24 protein-coding genes and 3 tRNA genes are annotated in these 23,931 nt (G+C 63.4%); 3 read left to right on the top strand and 24 right to left on the bottom strand.

The features are described from left to right. Positions 1 to 35 precede the first annotated feature (35 nt). The 4 genes from ACNFCI_RS06815 to uvrB all read right to left on the bottom strand — a co-directional run bounded on the left by ACNFCI_RS06815 (position 36) and on the right by uvrB (position 4,260). A tRNA-Glu gene (locus tag ACNFCI_RS06815) sits at positions 36 to 111 on the bottom strand. Positions 112 to 189: 78 nt separating this feature from the next. After that, a tRNA-Ala gene (locus tag ACNFCI_RS06820) sits at positions 190 to 265 on the bottom strand. A 333-nt stretch (positions 266 to 598) separates the two neighbouring features. Beyond that, positions 599 to 2,080 (bottom strand): glutamate--tRNA ligase, encoded by a 1,482-nt coding sequence (gene gltX / locus ACNFCI_RS06825; RefSeq protein WP_324813965.1) that lies wholly within the window; start codon positions 2,078 to 2,080, stop codon positions 599 to 601. 164 nt (positions 2,081 to 2,244) lie between these two features. Then, positions 2,245 to 4,260 carry an excinuclease ABC subunit UvrB gene (gene uvrB, locus ACNFCI_RS06830; protein ID WP_368829251.1) on the bottom strand — a complete coding sequence of 672 codons (2,016 nt, stop codon included), beginning with the start codon at positions 4,258 to 4,260 and terminating at the stop codon, positions 2,245 to 2,247. Positions 4,261 to 4,537: 277 nt separating this feature from the next. Here uvrB and ACNFCI_RS06835 point away from each other — a divergent pair, with 277 nt between their 5' ends. Next, a complete protein-coding gene (locus tag ACNFCI_RS06835) occupies positions 4,538 to 5,734 on the top strand; it encodes an amino acid aminotransferase (RefSeq protein WP_324813962.1) in 1,197 nt (398 codons plus the stop codon). 63 nt (positions 5,735 to 5,797) lie between these two features. Next, positions 5,798 to 5,873: transfer RNA gene (locus ACNFCI_RS06840), tRNA-Asn, on the top strand. Positions 5,874 to 5,938: 65 nt separating this feature from the next. On the opposite strand, the gene ACNFCI_RS06845 is transcribed toward ACNFCI_RS06840, so the two are convergent. From ACNFCI_RS06845 to ACNFCI_RS06925, 17 genes are all read right to left on the bottom strand, one after another. Beyond that, positions 5,939 to 6,352: a cupin domain-containing protein gene (locus ACNFCI_RS06845; protein ID WP_084855039.1), complete on the bottom strand. Its 414-nt coding sequence runs from the start codon at positions 6,350 to 6,352 to the stop codon at positions 5,939 to 5,941. 158 nt (positions 6,353 to 6,510) lie between these two features. Beyond that, entirely contained in the window at positions 6,511 to 7,068 is a 558-nt protein-coding gene (locus ACNFCI_RS06850) for a DUF1285 domain-containing protein (RefSeq protein ID WP_084855038.1), read from the bottom strand. Between the two features lie 10 nt (positions 7,069 to 7,078). Then, on the bottom strand, positions 7,079 to 7,684 hold the full coding sequence (locus tag ACNFCI_RS06855) for a DUF4823 domain-containing protein (RefSeq protein ID WP_084855037.1): 606 nt from the start codon (positions 7,682 to 7,684) through the stop codon (positions 7,079 to 7,081). 65 nt (positions 7,685 to 7,749) lie between these two features. Continuing rightward, complete coding sequence (locus tag ACNFCI_RS06860) at positions 7,750 to 8,718, bottom strand: GTP 3',8-cyclase MoaA (protein ID WP_084855036.1); 969 nt, start codon at positions 8,716 to 8,718, stop codon at positions 7,750 to 7,752. Positions 8,719 to 8,895: 177 nt separating this feature from the next. Beyond that, positions 8,896 to 9,531, bottom strand: a complete 636-nt coding sequence (locus ACNFCI_RS06865; protein ID WP_084855035.1) for a TetR/AcrR family transcriptional regulator — start codon at positions 9,529 to 9,531, stop codon at positions 8,896 to 8,898. Between the two features lie 418 nt (positions 9,532 to 9,949). Further along, a complete protein-coding gene (locus ACNFCI_RS06870; RefSeq protein WP_084855034.1) occupies positions 9,950 to 10,732 on the bottom strand; it encodes a TatD family hydrolase in 783 nt (260 codons plus the stop codon). Between the two features lie 36 nt (positions 10,733 to 10,768). Continuing rightward, positions 10,769 to 11,755 carry a DNA polymerase III subunit delta' gene (locus tag ACNFCI_RS06875; protein ID WP_084855033.1) on the bottom strand — a complete coding sequence of 329 codons (987 nt, stop codon included), beginning with the start codon at positions 11,753 to 11,755 and terminating at the stop codon, positions 10,769 to 10,771. Continuing rightward, positions 11,748 to 12,380 (bottom strand): dTMP kinase, encoded by a 633-nt coding sequence (tmk, locus tag ACNFCI_RS06880; protein ID WP_224458408.1) that lies wholly within the window; start codon positions 12,378 to 12,380, stop codon positions 11,748 to 11,750. Before tmk ends, ACNFCI_RS06875 begins: the two co-directional genes overlap by 8 nt. A 9-nt stretch (positions 12,381 to 12,389) precedes the next feature. Then, positions 12,390 to 13,571, bottom strand: a complete 1,182-nt coding sequence (mltG, locus tag ACNFCI_RS06885) for an endolytic transglycosylase MltG (RefSeq protein ID WP_084855031.1) — start codon at positions 13,569 to 13,571, stop codon at positions 12,390 to 12,392. A gap of 3 nt (positions 13,572 to 13,574) precedes the next feature. Further along, a complete protein-coding gene (gene pabC, locus ACNFCI_RS06890) occupies positions 13,575 to 14,396 on the bottom strand; it encodes an aminodeoxychorismate lyase (protein ID WP_368829252.1) in 822 nt (273 codons plus the stop codon). Next, on the bottom strand, positions 14,396 to 15,640 hold the full coding sequence (gene fabF, locus ACNFCI_RS06895) for a beta-ketoacyl-ACP synthase II (protein ID WP_084855029.1): 1,245 nt from the start codon (positions 15,638 to 15,640) through the stop codon (positions 14,396 to 14,398). The genes pabC and fabF overlap by 1 nt, the downstream gene beginning before the upstream one ends. Before the next feature lie 153 nt (positions 15,641 to 15,793). Further along, entirely contained in the window at positions 15,794 to 16,030 is a 237-nt protein-coding gene (gene acpP, locus ACNFCI_RS06900; RefSeq protein ID WP_084855028.1) for an acyl carrier protein, read from the bottom strand. 204 nt (positions 16,031 to 16,234) lie between these two features. Further along, positions 16,235 to 16,975 (bottom strand): 3-oxoacyl-ACP reductase FabG, encoded by a 741-nt coding sequence (fabG, locus tag ACNFCI_RS06905; RefSeq protein ID WP_084855027.1) that lies wholly within the window; start codon positions 16,973 to 16,975, stop codon positions 16,235 to 16,237. 16 nt (positions 16,976 to 16,991) lie between these two features. Beyond that, positions 16,992 to 17,930 (bottom strand): ACP S-malonyltransferase, encoded by a 939-nt coding sequence (gene fabD, locus ACNFCI_RS06910; protein WP_224458403.1) that lies wholly within the window; start codon positions 17,928 to 17,930, stop codon positions 16,992 to 16,994. Positions 17,931 to 18,054: 124 nt separating this feature from the next. Next, positions 18,055 to 19,065, bottom strand: coding sequence for a phosphate acyltransferase PlsX (gene plsX, locus ACNFCI_RS06915; protein ID WP_084855025.1), 1,011 nt, complete (start codon positions 19,063 to 19,065; stop codon positions 18,055 to 18,057). 3 nt (positions 19,066 to 19,068) lie between these two features. Continuing rightward, positions 19,069 to 19,251 (bottom strand): 50S ribosomal protein L32, encoded by a 183-nt coding sequence (gene rpmF / locus ACNFCI_RS06920; RefSeq protein ID WP_008096416.1) that lies wholly within the window; start codon positions 19,249 to 19,251, stop codon positions 19,069 to 19,071. A 13-nt stretch (positions 19,252 to 19,264) separates the two neighbouring features. Then, positions 19,265 to 19,792, bottom strand: a complete 528-nt coding sequence (locus tag ACNFCI_RS06925; RefSeq protein WP_084855024.1) for a YceD family protein — start codon at positions 19,790 to 19,792, stop codon at positions 19,265 to 19,267. 96 nt (positions 19,793 to 19,888) lie between these two features. Here ACNFCI_RS06925 and ACNFCI_RS06930 point away from each other — a divergent pair, with 96 nt between their 5' ends. After that, on the top strand, positions 19,889 to 20,467 hold the full coding sequence (locus tag ACNFCI_RS06930) for a Maf family protein (RefSeq protein WP_084855023.1): 579 nt from the start codon (positions 19,889 to 19,891) through the stop codon (positions 20,465 to 20,467). Positions 20,468 to 20,543: 76 nt separating this feature from the next. Here the strand turns inward: ACNFCI_RS06930 and sppA are convergent, their stop codons facing one another. From sppA to rluC, 3 genes are read right to left on the bottom strand one after another with little or no spacing between them, the layout of a single operon-like run. After that, a complete protein-coding gene (gene sppA, locus ACNFCI_RS06935; protein ID WP_368829253.1) occupies positions 20,544 to 21,536 on the bottom strand; it encodes a signal peptide peptidase SppA in 993 nt (330 codons plus the stop codon). Then, entirely contained in the window at positions 21,529 to 22,215 is a 687-nt protein-coding gene (locus tag ACNFCI_RS06940) for an HAD family hydrolase (RefSeq protein WP_084855021.1), read from the bottom strand. Before ACNFCI_RS06940 ends, sppA begins: the two co-directional genes overlap by 8 nt. A gap of 6 nt (positions 22,216 to 22,221) precedes the next feature. Beyond that, positions 22,222 to 23,178 (bottom strand): 23S rRNA pseudouridine(955/2504/2580) synthase RluC, encoded by a 957-nt coding sequence (gene rluC, locus ACNFCI_RS06945; RefSeq protein ID WP_196144999.1) that lies wholly within the window; start codon positions 23,176 to 23,178, stop codon positions 22,222 to 22,224. Between the last annotated feature and the right edge of the window lie 753 nt (positions 23,179 to 23,931).

Raw genomic sequence — 23,931 nt, forward strand, 5'->3', positions numbered from 1 at the left:
TGAGCCTTTCAACTCCCGCAAAGCGCGGGTAAAAGTGGCGTCCCCTAGGGGACTCGAACCCCTGTTACCGCCGTGAAAGGGCGGTGTCCTAGGCCACTAGACGAAGGGGACGAACCTTCTACCTTCAAGACCGATTTGCTGGAACCGATCTTTCTTCCCGACCAACCTGACTGATCGTGAAGCGGAATTTGGTGGAGCTAAGCGGGATCGAACCGCTGACCTCCTGCATGCCATGCAGGCGCTCTCCCAGCTGAGCTATAGCCCCACAATGTCGCGCTGAACTCGAATCACCGACTGGGTGCCTGGCGTTTCGTTTTAGCTCATCGCTGTGGACGGGGCGCATATTAAGTTCCGATTGCTGGGCTGTCAAACATATTTTTGAAAATATCCAAAAATTTTTTCACAGATAACAATCACTTATCGCCCTGCCCCGTTTTCGAGGCCACTGGGTCCAGCCAGCACGGATTGTAGGAGCGGCCTTGTGCCGCGAAAGGGCCGCACAGCGGCCCCATGAGCTTCGCATCAAGATGCAAACACGGGGACCGCATTGCGGTCCTTTCGCGGCGCAAGGCCGCTCCTACAGGGTTGCGTAAAGCCTTCAGGCGATGGTCGCCAGCAGCTTCTCCCACTCCTTGTTTTCCTTCTTCGACACGCCGCCGAGCAGGTCCAGGGCCTGGCGCAGACGATAGCGGGTCAGGTCAGGGCCGAGAATCTCCATGGCATCGAGCACCGAGACCGAGCTGGCCTGGCCGGTGATCGCGGCGAACATCAGCGGCATGGCGTCACGCAGCTTCAGCTCCAGGGCTTCGACCACGGCCTGGATGCAGCCGGTGATACGGTCCTTTTCCCACTGGCGCAGGCCCTCGAGCTTCCACAGGATCAACTGCATCACCTGGCGTACCTGGTCAGCGGACAGCTTCTTGCTTTCGAACAGCTTGGCGTCGAGCTTCAGGCCGCCTTCGAAGAAGAAGCCGCCCAGCGGGGCGATCTGGCTGAAGGTTTCGACCCGGCCCTGTACATGGGGGGCGATCTTCATCATGTAGTCGCTGTTGAAGGCCCACTTCTGCACGCGTGCGGCGAACTCTTCCACCGGCAGGTCGCGCAGCCACTGGCCGTTGAGCCAGGACAGCTTCTCGATGTCGAAGATCGGGCCGCCCAGGGAGATACGCGACAGGTCGAAGTGTTCGACCATTTCAGCCAGGGAGAACTTCTCGCGCTCGTCAGGCATCGACCAGCCCATGCGGCCCAAGTAGTTGAGCATCGCCTCGGGCATGAAGCCCATGCGCTCGTAGAAGGTCACCGAGGTCGGGTTCTTGCGTTTGGACAGCTTGCTCTTGTCGGGGTTGCGCAGCAGCGGCATGTAGCACAGCTTGGGCTGCTCCCAACCGAAGTACTCGTACAGCTTGATCAGCTTCGGTGCCGACGGCAGCCACTCTTCGCCGCGCAGGACGTGGGTGATGCCCATCAGGTGATCATCGACCACGTTGGCCAGGAAGTACGTCGGCAGGCCGTCGTTCTTCATCAGCACCTGCATGTCCATGCGGTCCCACGGGATCTCGACGTCGCCACGGAGCATGTCCGGCACCACGCAAACGCCCTCGCTCGGCACCTTCATGCGGATCACGTGGGGTTCGCCGGCATCCAGGCGGCGCTGCACTTCCTCGGCGCTCAACAACAGGGCGCGACCGTCGTAGCGCGGGGTCTCGCCGCGGGCCATCTGCTCGGCACGCATCTGCTCCAGCTCTTCGGCAGTGCAGAAGCAATAGAAGGCGTGGCCGGCATCCACCAACTGCTTGGCGTACTTGGCATAGATCTCGCCGCGCTCGCTCTGCCGGTAGGGGCCATGGGGACCACCGACGTCCGGGCCCTCGTTCCACTCGATGCCGAGCCAACGCAGGGCGTCGAAGATCTGCTGTTCCGACTCACGGGTCGAGCGCAGCTGGTCGGTGTCTTCGATACGCAGGATGAACTCACCGCCGTGCTGCTTGGCGAAGCAGTAGTTGAACAGGGCGATGTAGGCGGTGCCGACATGGGGATCGCCGGTGGGCGATGGCGCGATGCGCGTGCGAACGGTGGTCATGGAGAGTCTCGAACGAAAGATGAAACAAAGGCCGAATGGTAGCAGGGAGCAGGCGTCGGGCTCCAGCGATGGCGCGCAGGCGAATGTCGACGGCCGCTGCGGCCTTCTGCAGCTTTGGAGGCTGGCCCGTCCCTATCGCGGGACAAGCCCGCTCCTACAGGCGCTCAGCTGGCGATCAGGCGATCGCGCAACTGGGCGATTTCATCGCGCAGCTGCGCCGCGGCCTCGAACTCCAGGTCGCGAGCCAACTGGAACATTTTCTCTTCCAGTAGCTTGATGCGCTTGGTGATCTGGGCCGGGGTCTGCAGCTCGGCCTCGTAGCGGGCGCTCTCCTCTGCCGCCTTGGCCATGGCCTTGCGTTTCTTGCTTCGCCCGCCGGGCACGCTGGCGCCTTCCATGATGTCGGTGATGTCCTTGACCACGCCCTTGGGCACGATGCCGTGGGCCTGGTTGAAGTCGATCTGCTTGGCCCGGCGCCGCTCGGTCTCGTCGATGGCCCGCTGCATGGAACCGGTGACCTGGTCGGCATAGAGGATCGCCTTGCCGTTGAGGTTGCGTGCGGCCCGGCCGATGGTCTGGATCAACGAACGCTCCGAGCGCAGGAAACCTTCCTTGTCGGCATCGAGAATGGCCACCAGGGACACTTCGGGCATGTCCAGACCTTCGCGCAGCAGGTTGATACCCACCAGCACGTCGAAGGTGCCCAGGCGCAGGTCGCGGATGATCTCCACCCGCTCGACGGTGTCGATGTCCGAGTGCAGGTAGCGCACACGCACGTCGTGGTCGGCCAGGTAGTCGGTGAGGTCTTCGGCCATGCGCTTGGTCAGGGTGGTGGCCAGCACCCGCTCGCCTGCCGCGACTCGCTTGCCGATCTCCGAAAGCAGGTCGTCGACCTGGGTCAGCGCTGGGCGCACCTCCACCTGAGGGTCCACCAGGCCGGTGGGGCGGACCACCTGCTCCACTACCCTGCCGGCATGCTCGGCCTCGTAGGGGCCGGGCGTGGCGGACACGAAGATGGTCTGCGGACTGACCGCCTCCCATTCATCGAAGCGCATGGGGCGGTTGTCCAGCGCCGACGGCAGGCGGAAGCCGTACTCCACCAGCGTTTCCTTGCGCGAGCGGTCGCCCTTGTACATGGCGCCGACCTGGGGAACGCTGACGTGGGACTCATCGATCACCAGCAGCGCATCGGCCGGCAGGTAGTCGTACAAGGTAGGTGGCGGCGCGCCGGCCGGACGCCCGGACAGGTAGCGCGAGTAGTTCTCGATGCCATTGCAATAGCCCAGCTCCAGGATCATCTCCAGGTCGAAGCGGGTGCGCTGCTCCAGGCGCTGGGCCTCCACCAGCTTGTTGGCCTTGTGCAGGTACTCCAGGCGGTCCTTGAGTTCTTCCTTGATGCCCTCCACCGCTTCGAGCAGGGTTTCGCGCGGGGTGACGTAGTGGCTCTTGGGGTAGAAGGTGAAGCGCGGCAGCTTGCGGATGACCTCGCCGGTGAGCGGGTCGAAGGCGGCGATGTTCTCCACCTCGTCGTCGAACAGCTCGATGCGGATGGCTTCGAGGTCCGATTCGGCCGGGAAGATGTCGACCACATCGCCACGCACGCGGAAGGTGGCGCGGGCGAAGTCCATCTCGTTGCGGGTGTACTGCAGGTCCGCCAGGCGGCGCAACAAGGCACGCTGGTCGAGCTTGTCGCCGCGATCGACGTGCAGGACCATCTTCAGGTAGGTCTCCGGGCTGCCCAGGCCGTAGATGCACGACACCGTGGTGACGATGATGGCATCGCGGCGCTCCAGCAGTGCCTTGGTCGCCGACAGGCGCATCTGCTCGATATGGTCGTTGATCGAGGCGTCCTTCTCGATGAAGGTGTCCGACGACGGCACGTAGGCTTCCGGCTGGTAGTAGTCGTAATAGGAAACGAAATACTCCACCGCGTTGTTCGGGAAGAACGCCTTGAACTCGCCATACAGCTGCGCGGCGAGGGTCTTGTTCGGTGCCAGCACCAGGGTCGGGCGCTGCACCTGCTGGATGACGTTGGCGATGCTGAAGGTCTTGCCCGAGCCGGTCACCCCGAGCAGGGTCTGGTGCGAAAGCCCGGCCTCGATGCCCTCGACCATCAAACGGATGGCCTCGGGCTGGTCGCCGGCCGGCTGGAAACGGGTGACGAGCTGGAACTCGGACATGACGGACCTCGTGGATGACGCGGCAACTGTAAATTTAGCCAGTAGTCTAACCCAAATGAGCGCACCCGGCGCCCGTTTCAAGGACTGGCCTTTCAGTGGACCGGGCAATTAGACCAATGGTCGAAAAATATTCGCACAAAAGCCCGCAAAAGCTGCGCCAGACTGTCGCGGTGACCGGTCGGTATCACTATACTGACTCCCCGTTTGCGCACCGCTTCAACGCACTCGGCCGGAGCGTGCGCGCCCTATCACTCTCCAATTCAGAGCCAAGGTAACAATGAGCCTGTTTTCCGCTGTCGAGCTGGCACCCCGCGACCCCATCCTGGGCCTCAACGAAGCATTCAACGCCGATACCCGTACCGCCAAGGTCAACCTGGGCGTGGGCGTCTATTGCAATGAGGAAGGCCGTATCCCGCTGTTGCGCGCGGTGATCGAAGCCGAGACCCAGCGTGCCGCTCAGCATGCCTCCCGCGGCTACCTGCCGATCGACGGTATCGCCACCTACGACCAGGCGGTGCAAAAGCTGCTGTTCGGCGCCGAATCGCCGCTGCTGGCCGCAGGCCGCGTGGTGACCGTGCAGGCGGTCGGCGGCACCGGTGCTCTGAAGATCGGCGCGGACTTCCTCAAGCGCCTCTCCCCCGACGCCGTGGTCGCCATCAGCGACCCGAGCTGGGAAAACCACCGCGCCCTGTTCGAAACCGCCGGTTTCCCGGTGCAGAACTACCGTTACTACGACGCACCGAGCAACGACGTCGACCGCGCCGGCATGCTCGAAGACCTGAACAACCTGCCGTCCGGCTCGATCATCGTCCTGCACGCCTGCTGCCACAACCCGACCGGCGTCGACCTGGGTCTGGACGACTGGAAGAACGTCCTGGAAGTGGTCAAGGCCAAGGGCCACGTGCCGTTCCTCGACATGGCCTACCAGGGCTTCGGCGATGGCATCGCCGAAGACGCCTTCGCCGTGCGCCTGTTCGCCGAGTCGGGCCTGGACTTCTTCGTCTCCAGCTCGTTCTCCAAGTCGTTCTCGCTGTACGGCGAGCGCGTCGGCGCCCTGTCGATCGTCACCGGCTCCAAGGACGAAAGCACCCGTGTGCTGTCCCAGGTCAAGCGCGTGATCCGGACCACCTACTCCAACCCGCCGACCCACGGTGCCAGCATCGTCGCCGCCGTGCTCAACAGCACTGAGCTGCGCCAGATGTGGGAAGCCGAGCTGGGCGAGATGCGTGGCCGCATCCATGGCATGCGCAAGCAGATGGTCGAGCTGCTGGCCGAATACGGTGCCAAGCGCGATTTCAGCTTCGTCGGTCGCCAGCGCGGCATGTTCTCCTACTCGGGCCTGACCGCCGAGCAGGTCGGCCGCCTGAAGGACGAGTTCGGCATCTATGCCCTGGATACCGGTCGTATCTGCGTGGCCGCGCTGAACCAGAGCAACATCCACGTGGTCACCAAGGCCATCGTCGAAGTGCTGTAACCCATTGATTGCCAGGGGGTAAGCTTGACTTCCCCCTGGCTATCAGTAAGATACGCAGCAGATTCCGCGATAGCTCAGTCGGTAGAGCAAATGACTGTTAATCATTGGGTCCCTGGTTCGAGTCCAGGTCGCGGAGCCAAACACTGAAAGAACCTCCAGTTGCGCAAGCACTGGAGGTTTTTTCGTTTCTGCCGCCTGCACGCGCTATTTCAACGGTTCGGTCACCGGCCTGCCTTCGTCCACCAGGCTCCAGACCAGCAGCTTGGCCGGAGCGGATTCGCTGGCGTTGCGAGACACACTGTGCACGGTGCCAGGCGCTTCGTACCAATATTCACCGGCCCTGTAGGTCCTCTCCTGGTCATCGTTGAGCTTCGATACCACCGAACCTTCGAGTACGTAGGCCATCACCGCGCCAGGGTGCTGGTGGGCGGGCGATGCCTGGCCCGGGGCATAGTGGACGGTGAGCATCACGGCTTTCTTGCCGGGCGCATTGCTAGGGCGCTGTTCCTGTAGGACCTTGACCTGGTCAGGTTGCTCGCCGTGGGCCCAGGCGGGAGCCTGGATGCCTGTCACGCTGAAGGCAAGCAGCACGGCAAGGGATAGACGGGGGATGTTCATGGCGTTCTCCTGTGGGCGATTGCCAGCAGGTTATGCCCGGGTGGCTTGCGGACAAATGGCCAATACAAGGAAAAACCAGGAGGCCTATCGATACGTGTGCTGTGCACCTGCAGGAGCACCTTGTGCCGCGAAAGGGCTGCAAGGCAGCCCCAGCATTCTCAAAGACGCCCCACAGGATAGAACGCCCCGCCGCTCCAAACCCCAAGCCACTCCTGGCCCTCGATTTCACGCGGCACCGCCAGCTCCACCAACTGGTAGAACACATTGCGATGGATCAGCGCCTCGAGGTTACTGCGCATCAGAATATAGGGCGAAGGCTCCTGGGTCAGGGGATCGATCTCGACCCGCAGCGGATGCTCCGGGCCCGCCTCGACCTGGTCATCGACATTGCTGGTAAAGCGCAGCACCTGCTGCTCGCCACTGCCCTGCACCTCCAGCAGCACGGCGACGAAGGGTGCGTCATCGACCCGGATTCCGACCTTCTCCACCGGCGTAACCAGGAAATAATCATCGCCATCGCGGCGAATGATGGTGGAAAACAACCGGACCATCGGCTTGCGCCCGATCGGCGTACCCAGGTAGTACCAGGTCCCGTCGCGGGCGATGCGCATGTCGATGTCGCCGCAGAAATCCGGGTTCCACAGGTGTACCGGAGGCAATCCCTTTTCCTTGGGGATCTGTGCCAAGAGATCATTGGCCTTGCCGGTATCCGTCATCACCCTATCCTCAACGACTCATGCCCAGGAGACTACGAGCGTAATCGCGCATGGGGGGGCCAAGCAAATCTTCCGGCGCCTTGTCGTGGAACGTCAACAAACCGCCACGGCTCTTGATCCGCGCCGTATCGATCAAATAGCGGGTGCTGGTCTCGATCAGCATCATCTGCACCACACCGGTATCGACCCCCAGGCGATCGACGGCTTGCTCGTCGTACCATTCGTCCCCATTGCCGATGCGGTCATCGGTCCGCGCGAAACGGGTGTAGAGCACATAATGGGCGCCCACCGAGCGGGCTTCGGCCAGCGCCTCCTCCAGCCCCAGCGGCCCTTGGGCGCGACGCACCAGCGGGAAGTATTCGACGAAGCTCTTGTAGGCTTCCTCGGCCACCACGTTCGGCCGGGGCACCGGCCCCTTGCCCGGCGGTGCGAAATGCCCCTGGCCGATGAAGATGAACGAGTCGGGCTGCAGGCGCACCGACAGGCTGCGCCGGGTATCGCTGTGGTCCAGCAGCCCGGCATCGCTCATGTGGTAGCGAACCCCCTCGCCCATATCACTGACATTCATGCAACCGCCCAGCGCCAACAGCGCCAGCGACAAGACCAGCCTACGCATTCTTCCTCCAGAAACCGGCGACGAAAAACCGGCGAATAGCCGCCAGATGCAGCTTTTACGCCAGGTCAGCCGCCGATCACCTTCATCACCGTCACGCCGCCGGAAAACGCCAGGTCCTGCTTATCCGCCAGGGCCTTGACCAGCAAGCGTTGCAAGGCCGGTAGGGCTTGGTGGCGAGGCTTTTCCAGAAGGTCGCCGACGAAATGCCGGCTACCTGATGACAGACAGCCGTGCAACCAGCCCGTGGAGGACAAGCGCAGCCGTGAGCAGGTCCGGCAGAACGGCACGCTCTCGTTGGCGATCACGCCAAAATGGCCTTTGCTGGCCACTCGATAGCGCAAGGCGGTGGCATCCAGTGGCGCGCTGGCCTGCTGGAAGGCATGGGCCTGGCCAATCAGATCGAGCAATTGTTCGAGGCCGACGAATTGCTGAAGAAATGCGTTGTGGTCGCGGGCAAGATGGCCCATGCGCATCAGCTCGATGAAGCGCAATTCGTAACCTCGCTCCAGGCAGTAGTCGAGCAGTGGCAATACCTGATCCAGGTTCTGCCCGCGCATGGGTACCATGTTCACCTTGATGCCCATGCCGGCGGCACTGGCCTGCTCCATGCCAGCCAGCACCGTGGCCAGGTCGCCGCCACGGGCAATGCGACGGAAGGCGTCGGGGTCGAGCGTGTCGAGGGACACATTCAGACGACGGATACCGGCGGCCTTGAGCAATGGGAGTTTGCGCGAGAGCAACTGGCCGTTGGTGGTCAGGCCAATATCCGCCAGGCCCAGCGTTCCGACTGCTTCGAGAAAGGCCTCGAGGCGCGGGCTGACCAACGGCTCGCCACCAGTGATACGCAGCCGCTCGATCCCGGCAGCTTCGACCAGGTAGGCCACGCCACGGGCCATCAATTCGGCCGGGAGCTCATCCTGTGCCGCCACAAGGCGCTTGCCATCAGGCACGCAGTACGTACAGGCATAGTTGCAGGCAGCCGTCAGGCTGACACGCAGGTTGCGAAAGCGCCTGCCTTGACGATCGACGATCATGGGTGGGACTCCGGCACGGATGAATCAGGGCCGGCAAAACCTGACTCATAAATCAGGTTTTTGCAAGCCCCAACTTCTGGCCGGCTAGCGAACGGAGGCTGCGATGCAGCCTTTCGCGGCACAAGGCCGCTCCTACAGACGTACGAGGCCTGCGGGAGCGACTTGTCTCGCGATGCTCTAGTTCGCGATCTCCGGGTCGCGCTTGCGCTTGTTGCCCATGCGCACGCCAATGTCCATGAGGAACTGGAAGAAGCCTTCCTGATCCTCCAGCACATTGCTCCAGAACGGCGAGTGATACAGTGCCACGGCGCCATGCACCAACGCCCATGCGGCACAGTAGTGGAAATAAGGCGGTACGTCCTCGAGCTTGCCCTCGCTGATACGGCCCTTGATCAACAGGGTGAGGCGATCGAAGTTGGAGGCGCGGATGCGGTGCAGCTCCTCGACCATCTCCGGCACCTGGTTGCCCTTGACGACCTTTTCTTCCAGGCGGTCGAACAACCGGTAACGCTGCGGGTCGCGCATGCGGAACTCGAAATAGGCGCGCGACAGGGCTTCCTTGTCGCGGTCGACGTCGTCCGAGTGCAACAGGGCATTCAGGTCGCGTTCGTAGTCGAGCATCAGGCGCAGGTAGATCTCCGCCTTGGACTTGAAGTGCTTGTAGATCGTGCCTTTGCCGATACCCACGGCGTCGGCGATCATCTCGACGGTGACGCTGTCTTCACCTTGCTCGAGAAACAGCTTGAGCGCGGTATCGAGGATCTCTTGTTCGCGGCGGCGAAACTCACGGACCTTACGAGGTTCTTTCTGCATAGGAAGGACTGGATGGACAATCGAAGCGGTTTATTATGCCTAACTTGCAGGAAAATGCACGGATCATCCTCGCTTCTATGTATCACGATGCGTGTCGAGCGTAATCCTGGCGGCGTGAAGAGTAACCGTTTGTCCCCCTGGACATGCAGGGAAGACCCTATGGTTTCCAGGCGTATTCCAAATCTGTTTAAAAAACGACCAGTTGTCGCTGGCACTGTGCCAAACCTGATCGATACTTGGAGTGTTGGCGCGGCGCATCCCCCCAAGTGGCGCGTCAATAAAGGTGCCCAGGGACCGCGGTACCTTTGTTTTACTCCTAATGGTCTTAACCCGGATTCCCCCCCCAGAACCCGGGTTTTTTTTGCCCGCGGAACAGGTGCTTGCCTCTGGAGGGGGAGCGCCAAGCACCGGCAGGGAATCAGGCCACCCGCGCCAACGGGAACAGGCGCTTGAAGTTGGCCGTGGTCTGCTCGGCCAGCTGCGCATAGCTCACGCCACGTAGCGAGGCCACGTATTCGGCCACTTCGCGCACATATTGCGGCAAGTTCGGTTTGCCGCGGTACGGAATCGGCGCAAGGTACGGCGAGTCGGTTTCCACCAGCAGGCGGTCGGCCGGGACCTGGCGCGCCACCTCGCGCAGGGCGTCGGCATTGCGGAAGGTGACGATGCCCGACAACGAAATGTAGTAGCCCAGGTCCAGCGCCGCCCGGGCCATGTCCCAGTCCTCGGTGAAGCAGTGCAGCACGCCAGCTTGTGGCAGGCCTGCCTCGCGCAGCAGCGCCAGGGTATCGGCCCGCGCCGCGCGGGTGTGGACGATTACCGGCTTGCCGGTCTGGCGCGAGGCTTCCAGGTGCAGGCGGAAGGAGGCCTGCTGCAGCTCAGCGGCCTCAGGCTCGTAGTGGTAGTCCAGGCCGGTCTCGCCGATGGCCACCACGTGCGGGTGGGCCAGCTCGCGCAACAACCATTCCAGCGCTGGCGTTTCACCGGGCGCCAGGTCCAGCGGGTGCACACCGACCGAACAGTCCACGTCAGCGTATCGCTCGCTCAGGGCCTTGACCGCCCCGGCATTGTCGGCGCTCACGCCGATGCACAGGAAATGCCCCACGCCCCGTTCACGGGCTGCTTGCAAGGCGGCATCGAGGGAGCCGCCATGGGCGCTCAGGTCAAGTCGGTCGAGGTGGCAATGGGAATCTACGAGCATGGGATTACGGCACACATGAAGGAAACGAAAGAGGAATCAGCGTGAACCCGGCAATTGGACCCAATGGGCCAACAAGGCTTCGAGCAGCAGGACACGATTGAGGTTGGCCTTGGCCAGCACCTTCTGGCGTTGCTCGAGGATCCATGCCTGGACCTCCAGCACCCTGCCCTGCCGGCTTTTCTGCGCCAGGTACTGCACCACCTTGCGCATATCGCCCAAGCCTAGCCCCTCTTCGTCCTGGGTCAATTGGTAGCGCAGGATCAGGTGCGACCAGTCACAGAACCAGTCGAACAGCAACAGCAACGGCACGTTGCTCCAGGCTTCGGCCAGCTGGCTGGGGGACTGTTGCTGCTTGAGCAGTTTCTTCACGCCATCGGTGACCAATGCACGCTGCTCGCGCACGCCTTGGGCCTGCAAGCTCATGGCCATCAAGGGCGAGCCGGCAGCCAGGGTCAACAGCTCGTCGCGCTCTTCGGGCGCAACGTCGGGCAGGGCTCCGGCGAGGAAGGCCTGGCTTTGGGGCAGGCTCGGCTGCGGGCAGGCGACTTGCTGGCAGCGGCTCTTGATGGTCGGCAGCAGACGGCTGGGCTGGTGGCTGACCAGCAGCAGCACGGTATCGCCCGAAGGCTCCTCGAGGCTCTTGAGCAAGGCATTGGACGCATTGACGTTCATCGCCTCGACCGGCTCGATCAACACCACCTTGCGCCCGCCCTGCTGCGCGGTCTGCACCACGAACGACACCAGCTCGCGCACCTGGTCGATCTTGATCGGCTTGTCGGCCTCTTCCGGCTCCAGCACGAAGTTGTCCGGGTGGCTGCCGGCCTTGAGCAGCAGGCACGACTTGCACTGGCCGCAGGCATCCAGGCCCTGAGGTTGCTGGCACAGCAGGCGGGCCATCAGGCGCTCGGCCAGGGCCCGCTTGCCGATACCCTGGGGCCCATGGAGCAGGTAGGCATGGGCGTGCTGGGCGCGCCCGGCCAACTGCTGCCAGAGCGCCTGCTGCCAGGGGTAGGCCTCAGCCACGGCAGCGCTCCAGGATGCCCGGCAGCAACGCATCGATGGCGCGCTGCACGGCCTCCAGCGGCTGTGCGGCATCCAGCAAGCGGTAGCGCTGGGGCTCGCGCCCGGCGCGCTGCAGGTAGGCCTGGCGCACGGCCTCGAAGAAAGCTTGGCCCTCCTGCTCGAAACGGTCCAGGCGACCGCGGGCGGCAGCGCGGGCCAGGCCCACTTCCACCGGCAGGTCGAAGACCAAGGTCAGGTCGGGGCGCAGTGCGCCCTGGACGAACGTCTCCAAGGTGGCGATGCGTTCCTGGGACAAGCCGCGGCCACCGCCCTGATAGGCGTAGGTGGCATCGGTGAAACGGTCGCACAGCACCACCGCACCGCGGGCCAGTGCCGGGCGAATGACCTCGGCCAGGTGCTGGGCTCGGGCAGCAAACACCAGGAGCAGCTCGGTGTCAGCGGCCATGGCCTCGTCGCTCGGCGCCAGGAGCAGCTCGCGGATCCGCTCGGCCAGCGGCGTACCGCCCGGTTCGCGGGTCAGGACCACGTCCAGGCCCTGTTCGCGCAGGCGCTCGGCCAGGTATTCGCGATTGGTGCTCTTGCCCGCGCCTTCGGGGCCTTCCAGGGTGATAAACAAACCGCTCACGGGCAGTCCTTACTGTTGTTCGTCAGGGGCCGGCGTCTCGGCCGGCACGGGTTCGCTGGCAGGCGCATCACCTTCGGGCGCCAGGCCTTCGCCTGATGGCTCGCTGGCAGGTGGCGCAGGCTCGACCGGCGCCTGCTCGCCAGCGCCAGGTTGCGCTTGGGGCGCGGGGCTCGAACGGTAGTCACTGCGCCGCTTGAGCTGGAATTCCCGCACCGCGCTGTTGTGGTCGTTCAGATCATCGGAGAACACATGACTGCCGTCGCCGCGAGCGACGAAGTACAGGCTGGAGCCGTCGGCGGGGTTCAGCGCGGCATGGATGGCCTCGCGGCCGACCATGGCGATCGGTGTCGGCGGCAACCCGGTCATGGTGTAGGTGTTGTAGGGCGTCGGCTCGCGCAGGTCGGCGCGGGTGATGCGGCCGTTGTAGCGCTCGCCCATGCCGTAGATCACGGTCGGGTCGGTCTGAAGCATCATGCCCAGGCGCAGGCGGCGCACGAACACGCCGGCGATCTGCCCACGCTCCTGGGGAATACCGGTTTCCTTCTCCACCAGCGACGCCATGATCAGTGCCTGGTACGGGTCGCGGTACGGCAGGTCGGTGGCGCGCTCGGCCCATTCCTTGGCGAGTACTTCCTCCAGGCGCATGTAGGCCTGCTGCAGCAGTTCGACATCGCTCATGCCGCGCACGAAGCGGTAGGTATCGGGGAAGAAGCGGCCTTCGGGAAACACCCCGGTATGGCCAAGCTTTTCCATCACCTGGGCGTCGGATAGCCCGTCGAGGGTGTGCTTGATCTTTTCATGCTTGGCGACCGCAGCACGCACCTGGCGGAAGGTCCAGCCTTCGACCAGGGTCAGGTTGTATTGCACCACGTCGGCACGGCGCCAGGCATCGAACAGCTCGGCCACGGTCATGCCAGGGGTGAGGCGGTATTCGCCGGTGTGCAAGGGGGTGCCGGCCATGTTGAAGCGCCAGTACAGGCGCAACCAGATGGCGTCGTCCAGCAGGCCCTCGTTCTGCATGCGATAGAACATGCGATTGGGCGTGGTGCCAGTGGGCACGTCGAGCAGTTGCTCCTGCGTCACGTGCAGAGGCTGCTCCAGGACCGAGTTGACCTTCCAGGCCGACCAGCCGAAGGCCAGGCCAGCGAGGATCAACCCCATTTCCAGCAGCAGCAGGAATTTACGTCTCACGAATCAGGTTTCCAGTAACGTACGGGCAACGGCCTGCAGTTTACGGGTGAGTGGGCCTGGCGGCCAGTCGAGCTTCAAGGCAGAAAGTGTACGCACCGGCCATACACCATAGACGCTGTTGCACAGGAACACTTCGTCGGCCTGTTCCAGGTCGTCGAGCGCCAGGTCGCGCACCTGAGCCGTGATGCCCAGGGCAGCGGCCTGCTCCAGCAACGCCGCACGCATGACGCCCGCCACGCCGCAACGACTGAGGTCGGCCGTCAACAGCTCGCCGTCGCGGACCAGGAAGAGGTTGCTGTAGACACCCTCGATCAAGCGCCCGTGCACGTCCCGCATCAGCCCTTCGGCATATTCGCCACCCTGCCATTCGCTTCGTGCCAACACCTGCTCCAGGCGGTTCAGGTGCTTGAGGCCGGCCAGCAGCGGCTGTTCCGCCAGACGGGTCTGGCAATCGAACAGGTGTACGCCCTGCTCGGCGTGTTCCTTCGGATAGGCGGGCAACGGGCTGCCCTGGAGAATGCGCCGGGGGGCGGCGCCCACCATGGGGGCGTAGCCGCGTTGGCTATCGCCACGGGTGAGGATCAGCTTGGCGACGCCCTCGCCGAGTTGACTGGCATAGGCGATGATTTCATTGCGGACAAGGGGCAGGTCGGCTTCGATCGCCAGGCGCTGGCAACCCAGCGCCAGGCGGTCGAGGTGCTGCGTGAGCAGGCTGGGCCTGCCGGCACGCACGGCGATGGTCTCGAACAGGCCATCGCCGTAGGCCAGGCCGCGATTCTGCAGGTTGAGTGCAGCAGCGGGCTGGCCGTCGATCCAGCTGTGCATCAGCCGACGAACCGGCGGAATACCAGCGAACCGTTGGTTCCGCCAAAGCCGAACGAGTTGGACAGCACCACGTCGATCGGCATGCTGCGGGCTTCGTGGGGCACGAAGTCCAGGTCGCAACCTTCGTCCGGTTCGTCCAGGTTGATGGTCGGTGGCGCCATCTGGCTGTTGATCGCCAACACGCTGAAGATCGCCTCCACCGCGCCTGCGGCGCCCAGCAGGTGGCCGGTCATCGACTTGGTCGAGCTGACCGCCAGCTTGTAGGCATGCTCGCCGAACACCTTCTTGATCGCGGCCACTTCGGCGATGTCGCCAGCCGGGGTCGAGGTGCCATGGGCGTTGATGTAGCTGACCGCCTCGGGGGCGATGCCGGCATCACGCAGCGCATTGACCATGCAACGTGCGGCGCCGTCACCGCTATCGGGTGGCGAGGTCATGTGGTAGGCATCGCCGCTCATGCCGAAACCGACCAGCTCGGCATAGATCGTCGCGCCACGGGCCTTGGCGTGCTCGAGTTCTTCGAGCACCAGGGCACCCGCACCGTCGGACAGCACGAAACCGTCGCGCCCTTTGTCCCACGGACGGCTGGCGCGGGTCGGTTCATCATTGCGGGTCGAGAGCGCACGGGAGGCACCAAAGCCACCCATGCCCAGGCCGCAGGCAGCCATTTCGGCGCCGCCGGCGATCATCACGTCGGCCTCGCCGTAGGCGATGTTACGCGCGGCCATGCCGATGCAGTGGGTGCCGGTGGTGCAGGCCGTGGAAATGGCGTAGTTCGGGCCCTGCAACCCCAGATGGATCGACAGGAAGCCGGAGATCATGTTGATGATCGAGCCAGGCACGAAGAACGGCGAAATCCGCCGTGGGCCCTGGTCATGCAGGGTCCGGCTGGTTTCCTCGATGTTGGTCAGGCCGCCGATGCCCGAGCCCATGGCCACGCCAATGCGCTCACGGTTGGCGTCGGTGACTTCCAGGCCGGCGTTGCGCACCGCCTGGAAACCGGCCGCCAGGCCGTACTGAATGAACAGATCGAGCTTGCGGGCCTCTTTGGCCGACAGGTATTGCTCGACCTCGAAGCCTTTCACCGAGCCGCCAAAACGGGTGGTATAGGCAGACAGGTCCGTGTGTTCGATCGGCCCAATGCCACTGCGGCCAGCCAGAATGCCCTGCCAGGTGCTCGGTACATCGGTACCCAGTGGCGACAGCATACCCATACCGGTGACCACGACGCGTCTACGCGACACAGTACTCTCCTCTTCTGATAACAGAGTCTCTTGCCATTGCATTCAATGGTGACGAAATGCAATGCAACAGGCTCTGGGGGCTCGCAAAGAAAAAACCGCACGCCGGCAAAGGCAGTGCGGTTTTTCCCGACAAGAAGCGTCGACTACTGCGTCTTAGGCCTGGTGGCTTTTGACGTAGTCGATTGCAGCTTGAACGGTAGTGATCTTCTCGGCTTCTTCGTCAGGGATTTCGGTCTCGAATTCCTCTTCCAGAGCCATCACCAGCTCAACGGTGTCAAGCGAATCGGCACCCAGGTCATCGACGAAGGACTTCGATTCAGTCACTTCCTCTTCCTTGACGCCCAGTTGCTCGGCGACGATTTTCTTGACGCGTTCTTCGATGGTGCTCATACCTAGTTTTCACTCCTAATGGACATATGTCAGGCAGCTGGCCGGTGACCAAGTTTATAGAAAGACGCCTGCTTTTCAAGCGCAACGCGCCGTTCACCCAGTCACTCCACCCTCTGCCTGGAATCTGGTTGCAGCTTTATAACGGATTTTAGGCTTCGTGTATGACTCTTTTTTGAAGCAATCCGTCACATCGCACTGGGTTTTTTACATGTACATCCCGCCGTTGACCGGCACGGTGGCGCCGGTAACGTAGCCTGCGCCTTCGGATGCCAGGAAGGAAACCACCTTGGCGATCTCCTCGGCCTGGCCCAGGCGACCCAGCGGAATCTGGGTCTGCAGCGCTTCACGCTGCGCTTCTGGCAGCTCGCGGGTCATGTCGGTGTCGATGAAGCCCGGCGTCACCGAGTTGACGGTGATGCCGCGCGAGCCCACTTCACGCGCCAGGGCGCGGCTGAAACCTTCCAGGCCGGCCTTGGCGGCGGCGTAGTTGGCCTGGCCGGCGTTACCCATGGCACCGACGACCGAGCCGATGCTGATGATACGACCCCAACGCGCCTTGGTCATGCCACGCAGCACGCCCTTGGACAGACGGTAGAGGCTGTTCAGGTTGGTGTCGATCACGTCGAACCACTCGTCGTCCTTCATGCGCAGCATGAGGTTGTCACGGGTGATGCCGGCATTGTTGACCAGGATGGCCGGGGCACCGAACTGCTCGCCGATGGCGGCCAGCACGGCGTCCACGGACTCGGCGCTGGTCACGTTCAGCTCCATGCCGGTGCCATTTATACCGTGTTCCTTCAGGGTGGCGGCGATGCGCTCTGCGCCCGAAGCCGACGTGGCGGTGCCGATCACGGTCGCGCCCTGGCGGCCCAGTTCGAGGGCGATGGCCTGGCCGATACCACGGCTGGCGCCGGTGACCAGTGCGACTTTACCTTGCAGGCTCATGCAAGCTTCTCCAATTTCAGGCCAGCGCCGCACGGGTGGCGGCGACAGCGTCAGGGGTGTTGAGGTTGTAGGTGGTCACGCCGTCAGCGCAGCGCTTGTTCAGGCCGGCCAGGACCTTGCCCGGGCCACACTCGACCAGGTTGACCGCACCATTGGCCGCCAAGGTCTGCACGCACTCGACCCAACGCACCGGCTGGTACAGCTGGGCCAGCAGGTCCTGCTTGAGGGCAGCGAGGTCGGCGGCGACCGCGGCGGTGACGTTCTGCACCACGGGAATCTGCGGGGCCTTCCACTCGATGGCGTTGACCGCTTCGGCAAAACGCTCGGCAGCCGGCTTCATCAATGCACAGTGCGACGGCACGCTGACCGCCAGCGGCAACGCGCGCTTGGCGCCCTTGGCCTTGCACAGCTCGATGGCCCGGTCGACCGCAGCCTTGTTACCGGCGATGACGACCTGGCCTGGCGAGTTGAAGTTGACCGCGCTGACCACTTCGTCTTCGGCCGCTTCGGCGCAGATGGCGACCACGTCGGCGTCATCCAGGCCGAGGATCGCGGCCATGGCACCGTGGCCGGCCGGCACGGCTTCCTGCATCAATTGGCCACGGCGTTCGACCAGGCGCACGGCGTCCTTCAGGCTCAGGCTGCCAGCGGCGACCAGCGCGCTGTACTCACCCAGGCTGTGGCCAGCGACGAAGGCCGGACGCGCCCCGCCCTCCTCCAGCCACAGGCGCCACAAGGCGATGGAGGCGGTGAGGATTGCCGGCTGGGTCTTGTCGGTTTGGTTGAGTTGTTCTTCCGGACCTTCCTGGACCAACTTCCACAGGTCGTAGCCCAGAGCCTCGGAAGCTTCCTTGAAGGTCTCGACGATCACCGGCTTTTCTGCGCCGAGTTCGGCGAGCATGCCCAGCGACTGGGAGCCTTGACCGGGAAAGACGAATGCGAGGGATGCAGACATTGAACAAGCCCTTATGATCTTGTCGTCGGATAGGGTGCGTCGAGCCAAGGGCTGGACGCGGAAACTGAAAACTTGGATGGGAAAAGAGACCAAGCGGTCACATTTAACCATTTCACCGCGGGAATTAAAGCAAGAGATCTTCCAGGCGACCATGCAAGCGTTGCGGCAGGTTCTCCTGGATTTCGATCAGCGCCCGCTGGATGGCGCTTTGGAAGCCCTGCACCCCGGCAGAGCCATGGCTCTTGATGACGATACCTTGCAGACCGAGGAAGCTCGCGCCATTGTGTCGCGCCGGAGCCAGGTCGGCCTGCAGGCGCTTGAGCAGCGGCATGGCCAAGGCACCGGCGGCACGCGCCAGCACTCCCCCACGGAACAACGCTTCGATGCGTGCCCCGATCATGGTCGCCAGGCCCTCGCTGGACTTGAGCAGGATGTTGCCGACGAAACCGTCGCATACCACCACGTCGGCCTCACCCCGATACAGGCCATCGCCTTCGACGAAACCGATGTAGTTGAGGCCGCGGGCATTCTGCAGCAGGCTGGCCGCCAGCTTGACCTGCTGGTTGCCCTTGATGTCCTCGGTACCGACATTCAGCAACGCCACGCGCGGGCGCTGGATACCCAGGGCCTGGGCGGCCACGGAACCCATCACGGCGAACTGGTAGAGGTTCTCGGCACTGCAGTCGACATTGGCGCCCAGGTCGAGCAACTGGCAGTAGCCGCCCTGGGTCGGGATCGCCGCCACCATCGCCGGCCGGTCGATGCCCGGCAAGGTCTTGAGCACGAAACGCGACAAGGCCATCAGGGCACCCGTGTTACCGGCGCTCACGCAGGCCTGGGCCTTGCCGTCCCGCACCAACTCAAGGGCGACGCGCATCGACGAGTCAGGCTTGCCACGCAACGCCTGGGATGGCCGCTCGTCCATACCCACCACCTCACTGGCCGCGACAATTTGCAGGCGTGCGCGATCCGCAGCTGCAAGGCCACTGATGAGTTCTTCGAGGAGGGAAGGTTGACCGACGAGGGTCAGATGCAGCGAGGGGGTAGCCGAGAGGCAAGCAATACTTGCCTGAACAATGCTGCGGGGACCGAAGTCCCCGCCCATTGCGTCGATCGCGATGATCTGAGCAGACAAGGATTACTCGTCAGCGCCCTTGTCGATCACTTTGCGACCACGGTATACGCCTTCTGGCGAAACGTGGTGGCGCAGGTGTACTTCACCGGTGCTCTTCTCTACGGACAGCGCGTTTTCCGACAGGGCGTCGTGGGAACGGCGCATGTCACGGGCAGAGCGGGATTTTTTGTTCTGCTGAACAGCCATAATTGATTAACTCCTAAACGTTTGGGTCACGCTTTAACTGCGCCAAAACACTGAACGGGTTGGACCGCGATACCTCGTCCTTGCTCGGTTCGGGCTCATCGGCGCCCGCCGGCTGCTGGCATTCTTCCGGATGATGAGCAGGTACGATCGGCAGGGCGAGCAACAGCTCTTCCTCGATCAGCGCCTGCAGATCCAAAGGATCTTCGCCCAGTTCCAGCACGTCATAGCCTTTCGGCAACGACTGGGTATTCGCACCCTCCTTCACCACGGCGTACGTACATTCGCTGTGGATCGGCAGGGTGACCAGCTCAAGACAACGCTGGCAAACCATCTTGACCTCGACATCGAGTTCGCTGTGGATAACCACGGCGTTCTGTTCGTCTCGCTCAAAATCGAACTTCGCCTGCACCGTACCGACATCGTCGGAAAGCGGGTCGCAGAGTCTTTCCAAATCAGCGAGTTGCAGCGAACCTTGGATGGTTACGCCGCGATCAGCCAATTTGCGCGGGTCAACGTGAGGTGGAATCGGGTCATTCAACATAGGCGCAGCATTCTAGGGATGCCCCCCGCCCCTGTCAAAGGAAATTCGGCAGCATCACGCATGTTAGAATCGGGGTCATCTGCCCAGGAGTCTATCATGCTTCCCCTGTTACTGGCTTCCAGCTCCCCCTACCGGCGCGAACTGCTCGAGCGCCTGCGCCTGCCCTTCACCTGGGCAAGCCCCGACATAGACGAGCGGCGCCTGGATGACGAACCGGCCGTCGACCTGGTTCGCCGCCTGGCCCGGCAAAAAGCCGAGGCCCTGGCGAGCAGCCACCCCGACCACCTGATCATCGGCTCCGACCAGGTGGCGGTCCTCGGCGAACAGATCCTGGGCAAGCCGCACACCTTCGAACGTGCCTGCGAGCAGCTGCTGGCCGCCAGCGGGCAACAGGTCAGCTTCCTCACCGGCCTGGCCTTGTACAACAGCGCCACCGGCCGCTGCCAGGTGGACTGCGTGCCGTTTACCGTACATCTTCGGGAGCTGGACCGTGAACGCGTGGAGCGCTATGTGAGGGCCGAACAGCCGCTGGACTGCGCAGGCAGCTTCAAGGCTGAAGGGCTGGGCGTGAGCCTGTTCCAAAGCACCCACGGGTGCGATGCCACCAGCCTGATCGGCTTGCCGCTGATCCGCCTGGTGGACATGCTGCTGAAAGAAGGCGTGCAGGTTCCCTGAAGCGCCCAGGCATCGCCCTTCCTGGTAGAAGCGGCCTTGTGCCGCGAAAGGGCCGCACAGCGGCCCCGACCCCAGGTCAGCGCAAGGCAGGGCCCTGGAACCCCATCCACATGGCCAGGCGCTCGGCCACGCTGGCTCCCAGGCGCTTGGAGAAGCGATCGAACGGCGACTCTTCGACCGTGAAGTCTACCAACTCCTTCTCGCCCACGACCTCACGCGCCACATAGCTGGCACTGCCCAGGCCATCCACCAGCCCCAGGGCCTTGGCCTGCTCACCCGACCAGATCAGGCCACTGAACAGCTCGGGGTGCTCCTTGTCCTTGAGCCGATCACCCCGCCCCTGCTTGACCATGGCAATGAACTGCTGATGGGTGGTGTTCAGCACGCCCTGCCAGAACTCGGTTTCCTCAGGCTTCTGCGGCGAGAAGGGATCGAGGAAGGCCTTGTGCTCGCCGGCCGTGTAGGTACGCCGCTCCACGCCAAGCTTCTCCATGGTGCCGACGAAACCATAACCGGCCGCGGTGACACCGATCGAACCCACCAGGCTGGCTTTGTCGGCATAGATTTCGTCGGCCGCACTGGCGATATAGTAGGCGCCCGACGCCCCCAGGTCGGCGATCACCGCATAGAGCTTGATCGCCGGGTATTCGCCGCGCAGGCGACGGATCTCGTCATAGATGTAGCCCGCCTGCACCGGGCTGCCGCCCGGACTGTTGATGCGCATGACAATAGCCTTGGTCTTCGGGTCCTTGAACGCTTCGCGCAGACTCTTGACGACATTGTCCGCGCTGGCTGGCTCCTGGTCGGCAATGATGCCGCGCACCTCGACCAAGGCGGTATGACTGGCACTGCGCGAAGCCGCCTTGTCCATGTCCATCAACGGGGTGAACAACAGCAGGATGCCAAACAGGTAGACGAAGGTCAGCAGCTTGAAGAAGATCCCCCAGCGCCGTGCCCGACGCTGCTCCTGCACACCTGCCAGCAGAGTCTTCTCCAGCAGCTTCCAGCTCTTGCGCTCGTCGTTGTCCCCGGAGCCCTCGGGCTCGGGTGCCCGCCACTCGTCAGCCATGCTCACCTACCTTGGAATGGGTGCGCGATGTGGCCAGCCACTCACGCAACTGTGAAAAATGATCGATGCACACCTGCGGGCCGAACTCGCTCAAGGCCTCCAAGGACATGGCACCATATCCCACGGCGACCGAATGCATCCCGGCATTGCTGGCCATCTGCAGGTCGAACGCCGAATCTCCGACCATCAATGCACGCTGCGGTTCGACCTGACAATGGGCAAGGATCTGCTCGAGCATCAGCGGGTGCGGCTTGCCACGGGTTTCGTCGGCGGCGCGGGTGATGTCGAAGTAACGCTCCCAGCCATTGGCCTTGAGCACTCGATCCAGCCCACGGCGCGCCTTGCCGGTGGCGACCGCCAGGCGATAACCCTCGGCACGGAACGCCTCCAGTGATTCCACCACGCCCTCGAACAGCGGCGAAGGCTGCTGGTCCAGCGCCATGTACACATCGGCGTAGTGCTGGCGGAACACTTCGACCTGACCAACATCCAGATGCGGGTACAGCGTGGCGATCGCCTCGCCCAGGGCCAGCCCGATGATGCCTTTGATCGCACCTTCATCACTGGGCGCCTCGCCGGCACGCTCGGCGGCACTGTTCATGGCCAGGACGATCCGACCGATGGAGTCGGCCAGGGTGCCATCCCAGTCGAAGATCAACAGCTCATAAGGTTTGTTCATGGGAAATCAGGTCGCACTCAAACGCTCCACGGTCTTGGCCCATACCTCGTCCACCGGCGCCTCGACCTTCAGCTCACCGCCGTCGGGCAGCGGCACGGTCAGGGCATAGGCGTGCAGGAACAGGCGCTTGCCGCCCAGGTCGCGGATCTCCTTGGAGAAGTCCTCGTCGCCATACTTGCTGTCGCCGGCGATGCTGTGCCCTGCATGCAGGGTGTGCACGCGGATCTGGTGGGTGCGGCCGGTCACCGGACGCGCCTCGACCAGGGTGGCGAAGTCGCCGAAGCGGCGCAGCACGCGGAATAGGGTCAGCGCCTCCTTGCCTTCGTCGTTGACTTCGACCATGCGCTCGCCCGAACGCAGGTTGCTCTTCTGCAGCGGCGCACTGACTTGCTTCTTGGACGTCGGCCAATGGCCGCGCACCAGAGCCATGTAGCGCTTGTCGACACCATCGCCACGCAGGGCCGCGTGCAGGTGGCGCAACATGCTGCGCTTCTTGGCGATCATCAGCAGACCGGAGGTGTCGCGGTCGAGGCGATGGACCAGCTCCAGCTCCTTGGCGTCCGGGCGCAACTGGCGCAACGCCTCGATCACCCCGAAGCTCAGGCCGCTGCCGCCATGCACGGCAATGCCGGCCGGCTTGTTGAGCACGATCAGTGCCTTGTCTTCGTAGACGATGGCCGCCTCCAGGCGCTGCAGCAGGCCCTGGGCCACCGGGGCCGGCTCGTCACGCTCGGGCAGGCGCACCGGCGGCACGCGCACGATATCGCCGGCCTGGAGCTTGTACTCGGGCTTGATCCGCCCCTTGTTGACCCGCACCTCGCCTTTGCGCAGGATGCGGTAGACCAGGGTCTTGGGCACGCCCTTGAGGGCTGTGATGAGGAAATTGTCGATGCGCTGGCCGGCAAGCTCCGGCGCGACTTCGATCAGCTGTACGCCGGAAGTCGGGGGGGTATTGGTCGTCATGGAGGAATCATAACAATTTTTTATGGAATTGAAGCACTTAATCATTACTGCTATAGTCGCGAACGCCGCCAAAAGCGGCAGGCCAGCGGCAGCAGGCTCCAGGCCCGCCCCTGACCATCGCAATTCTCGAGGACGCGAGGCCGTCCTACGGGGTTTTCGCCAGTTTACCGAAATGCCTGGAATCGCCACCAGCGCTGTGTAGAGAAGACCGAAAAAAAACGACAAGTGCGGTATTTCACCTGCTTACCCGCTTCTTTTCGCCGTACCTCTGCCCGCTCCGGCGCTTGCACGCATCGCCCGGCGAATGCTTCGGAAATACCTGCCTTGGATATGAATGGCGCCAGTTCCCGAATCGGAGCTGGCGAAAAATGCAACCCGTTGCGGATTCAGCGCGCGGCAGCACCCGAATGATCAGGATACGTGCAGGGTGGAGATGCACAGCCCTCGGACCGTGTAGCACCGCGTCCGGCCACCGGCCCCTTGTTTGGCCGATGAGCGGACCCGGTCCTGGACAGATGCCCCTCGGGCGTCCACGGCCGACGGTTGATTCCTCCTCCTGACTGAGTGCACGGGGCCTGTATGGTTGATTCGGATACCACAGGTCTTTTTGGCATCGCAGCAAACAGGACGCGTCGTCGCGACCACGGCAGGCTGGGTAACCGGCTGGTGCCGAACGTCGCTGGACACGGGGGTGGCCCGCCACCCTTTGCGCACCTTGGCACCGACCATGAGCAGTCGTGTGTGCCGAACGCC

It is taken from the genome of Pseudomonas sp. NY15356, from assembly GCF_048068175.1.
GTDB lineage: Bacteria > Pseudomonadota > Gammaproteobacteria > Pseudomonadales > Pseudomonadaceae > Aquipseudomonas > Aquipseudomonas putida_K.

Coding starts and splice junctions, on each gene's coding strand:
- gltX (WP_324813965.1), bottom strand. CDS start 2,080: ATGACCACCGTTCGCACGCGCATCGCGCCATCGCCCACCGGCGATCCC.
- uvrB (WP_368829251.1), bottom strand. CDS start 4,260: ATGTCCGAGTTCCAGCTCGTCACCCGTTTCCAGCCGGCCGGCGACCAG.
- ACNFCI_RS06835 (WP_324813962.1), top strand. CDS start 4,538: ATGAGCCTGTTTTCCGCTGTCGAGCTGGCACCCCGCGACCCCATCCTG.
- ACNFCI_RS06845 (WP_084855039.1), bottom strand. CDS start 6,352: ATGAACATCCCCCGTCTATCCCTTGCCGTGCTGCTTGCCTTCAGCGTG.
- ACNFCI_RS06850 (WP_084855038.1), bottom strand. CDS start 7,068: ATGACGGATACCGGCAAGGCCAATGATCTCTTGGCACAGATCCCCAAG.
- ACNFCI_RS06855 (WP_084855037.1), bottom strand. CDS start 7,684: ATGCGTAGGCTGGTCTTGTCGCTGGCGCTGTTGGCGCTGGGCGGTTGC.
- ACNFCI_RS06860 (WP_084855036.1), bottom strand. CDS start 8,718: ATGATCGTCGATCGTCAAGGCAGGCGCTTTCGCAACCTGCGTGTCAGC.
- ACNFCI_RS06865 (WP_084855035.1), bottom strand. CDS start 9,531: ATGCAGAAAGAACCTCGTAAGGTCCGTGAGTTTCGCCGCCGCGAACAA.
- ACNFCI_RS06870 (WP_084855034.1), bottom strand. CDS start 10,732: ATGCTCGTAGATTCCCATTGCCACCTCGACCGACTTGACCTGAGCGCC.
- pabC (WP_368829252.1), bottom strand. CDS start 14,396: ATGCACAGCTGGATCGACGGCCAGCCCGCTGCTGCACTCAACCTGCAG.
- acpP (WP_084855028.1), bottom strand. CDS start 16,030: ATGAGCACCATCGAAGAACGCGTCAAGAAAATCGTCGCCGAGCAACTG.
- fabG (WP_084855027.1), bottom strand. CDS start 16,975: ATGAGCCTGCAAGGTAAAGTCGCACTGGTCACCGGCGCCAGCCGTGGT.
- fabD (WP_224458403.1), bottom strand. CDS start 17,930: ATGTCTGCATCCCTCGCATTCGTCTTTCCCGGTCAAGGCTCCCAGTCG.
- rpmF (WP_008096416.1), bottom strand. CDS start 19,251: ATGGCTGTTCAGCAGAACAAAAAATCCCGCTCTGCCCGTGACATGCGC.
- ACNFCI_RS06925 (WP_084855024.1), bottom strand. CDS start 19,792: ATGTTGAATGACCCGATTCCACCTCACGTTGACCCGCGCAAATTGGCT.
- ACNFCI_RS06930 (WP_084855023.1), top strand. CDS start 19,889: ATGCTTCCCCTGTTACTGGCTTCCAGCTCCCCCTACCGGCGCGAACTG.
- sppA (WP_368829253.1), bottom strand. CDS start 21,536: ATGGCTGACGAGTGGCGGGCACCCGAGCCCGAGGGCTCCGGGGACAAC.
- ACNFCI_RS06940 (WP_084855021.1), bottom strand. CDS start 22,215: ATGAACAAACCTTATGAGCTGTTGATCTTCGACTGGGATGGCACCCTG.
- rluC (WP_196144999.1), bottom strand. CDS start 23,178: ATGACGACCAATACCCCCCCGACTTCCGGCGTACAGCTGATCGAAGTC.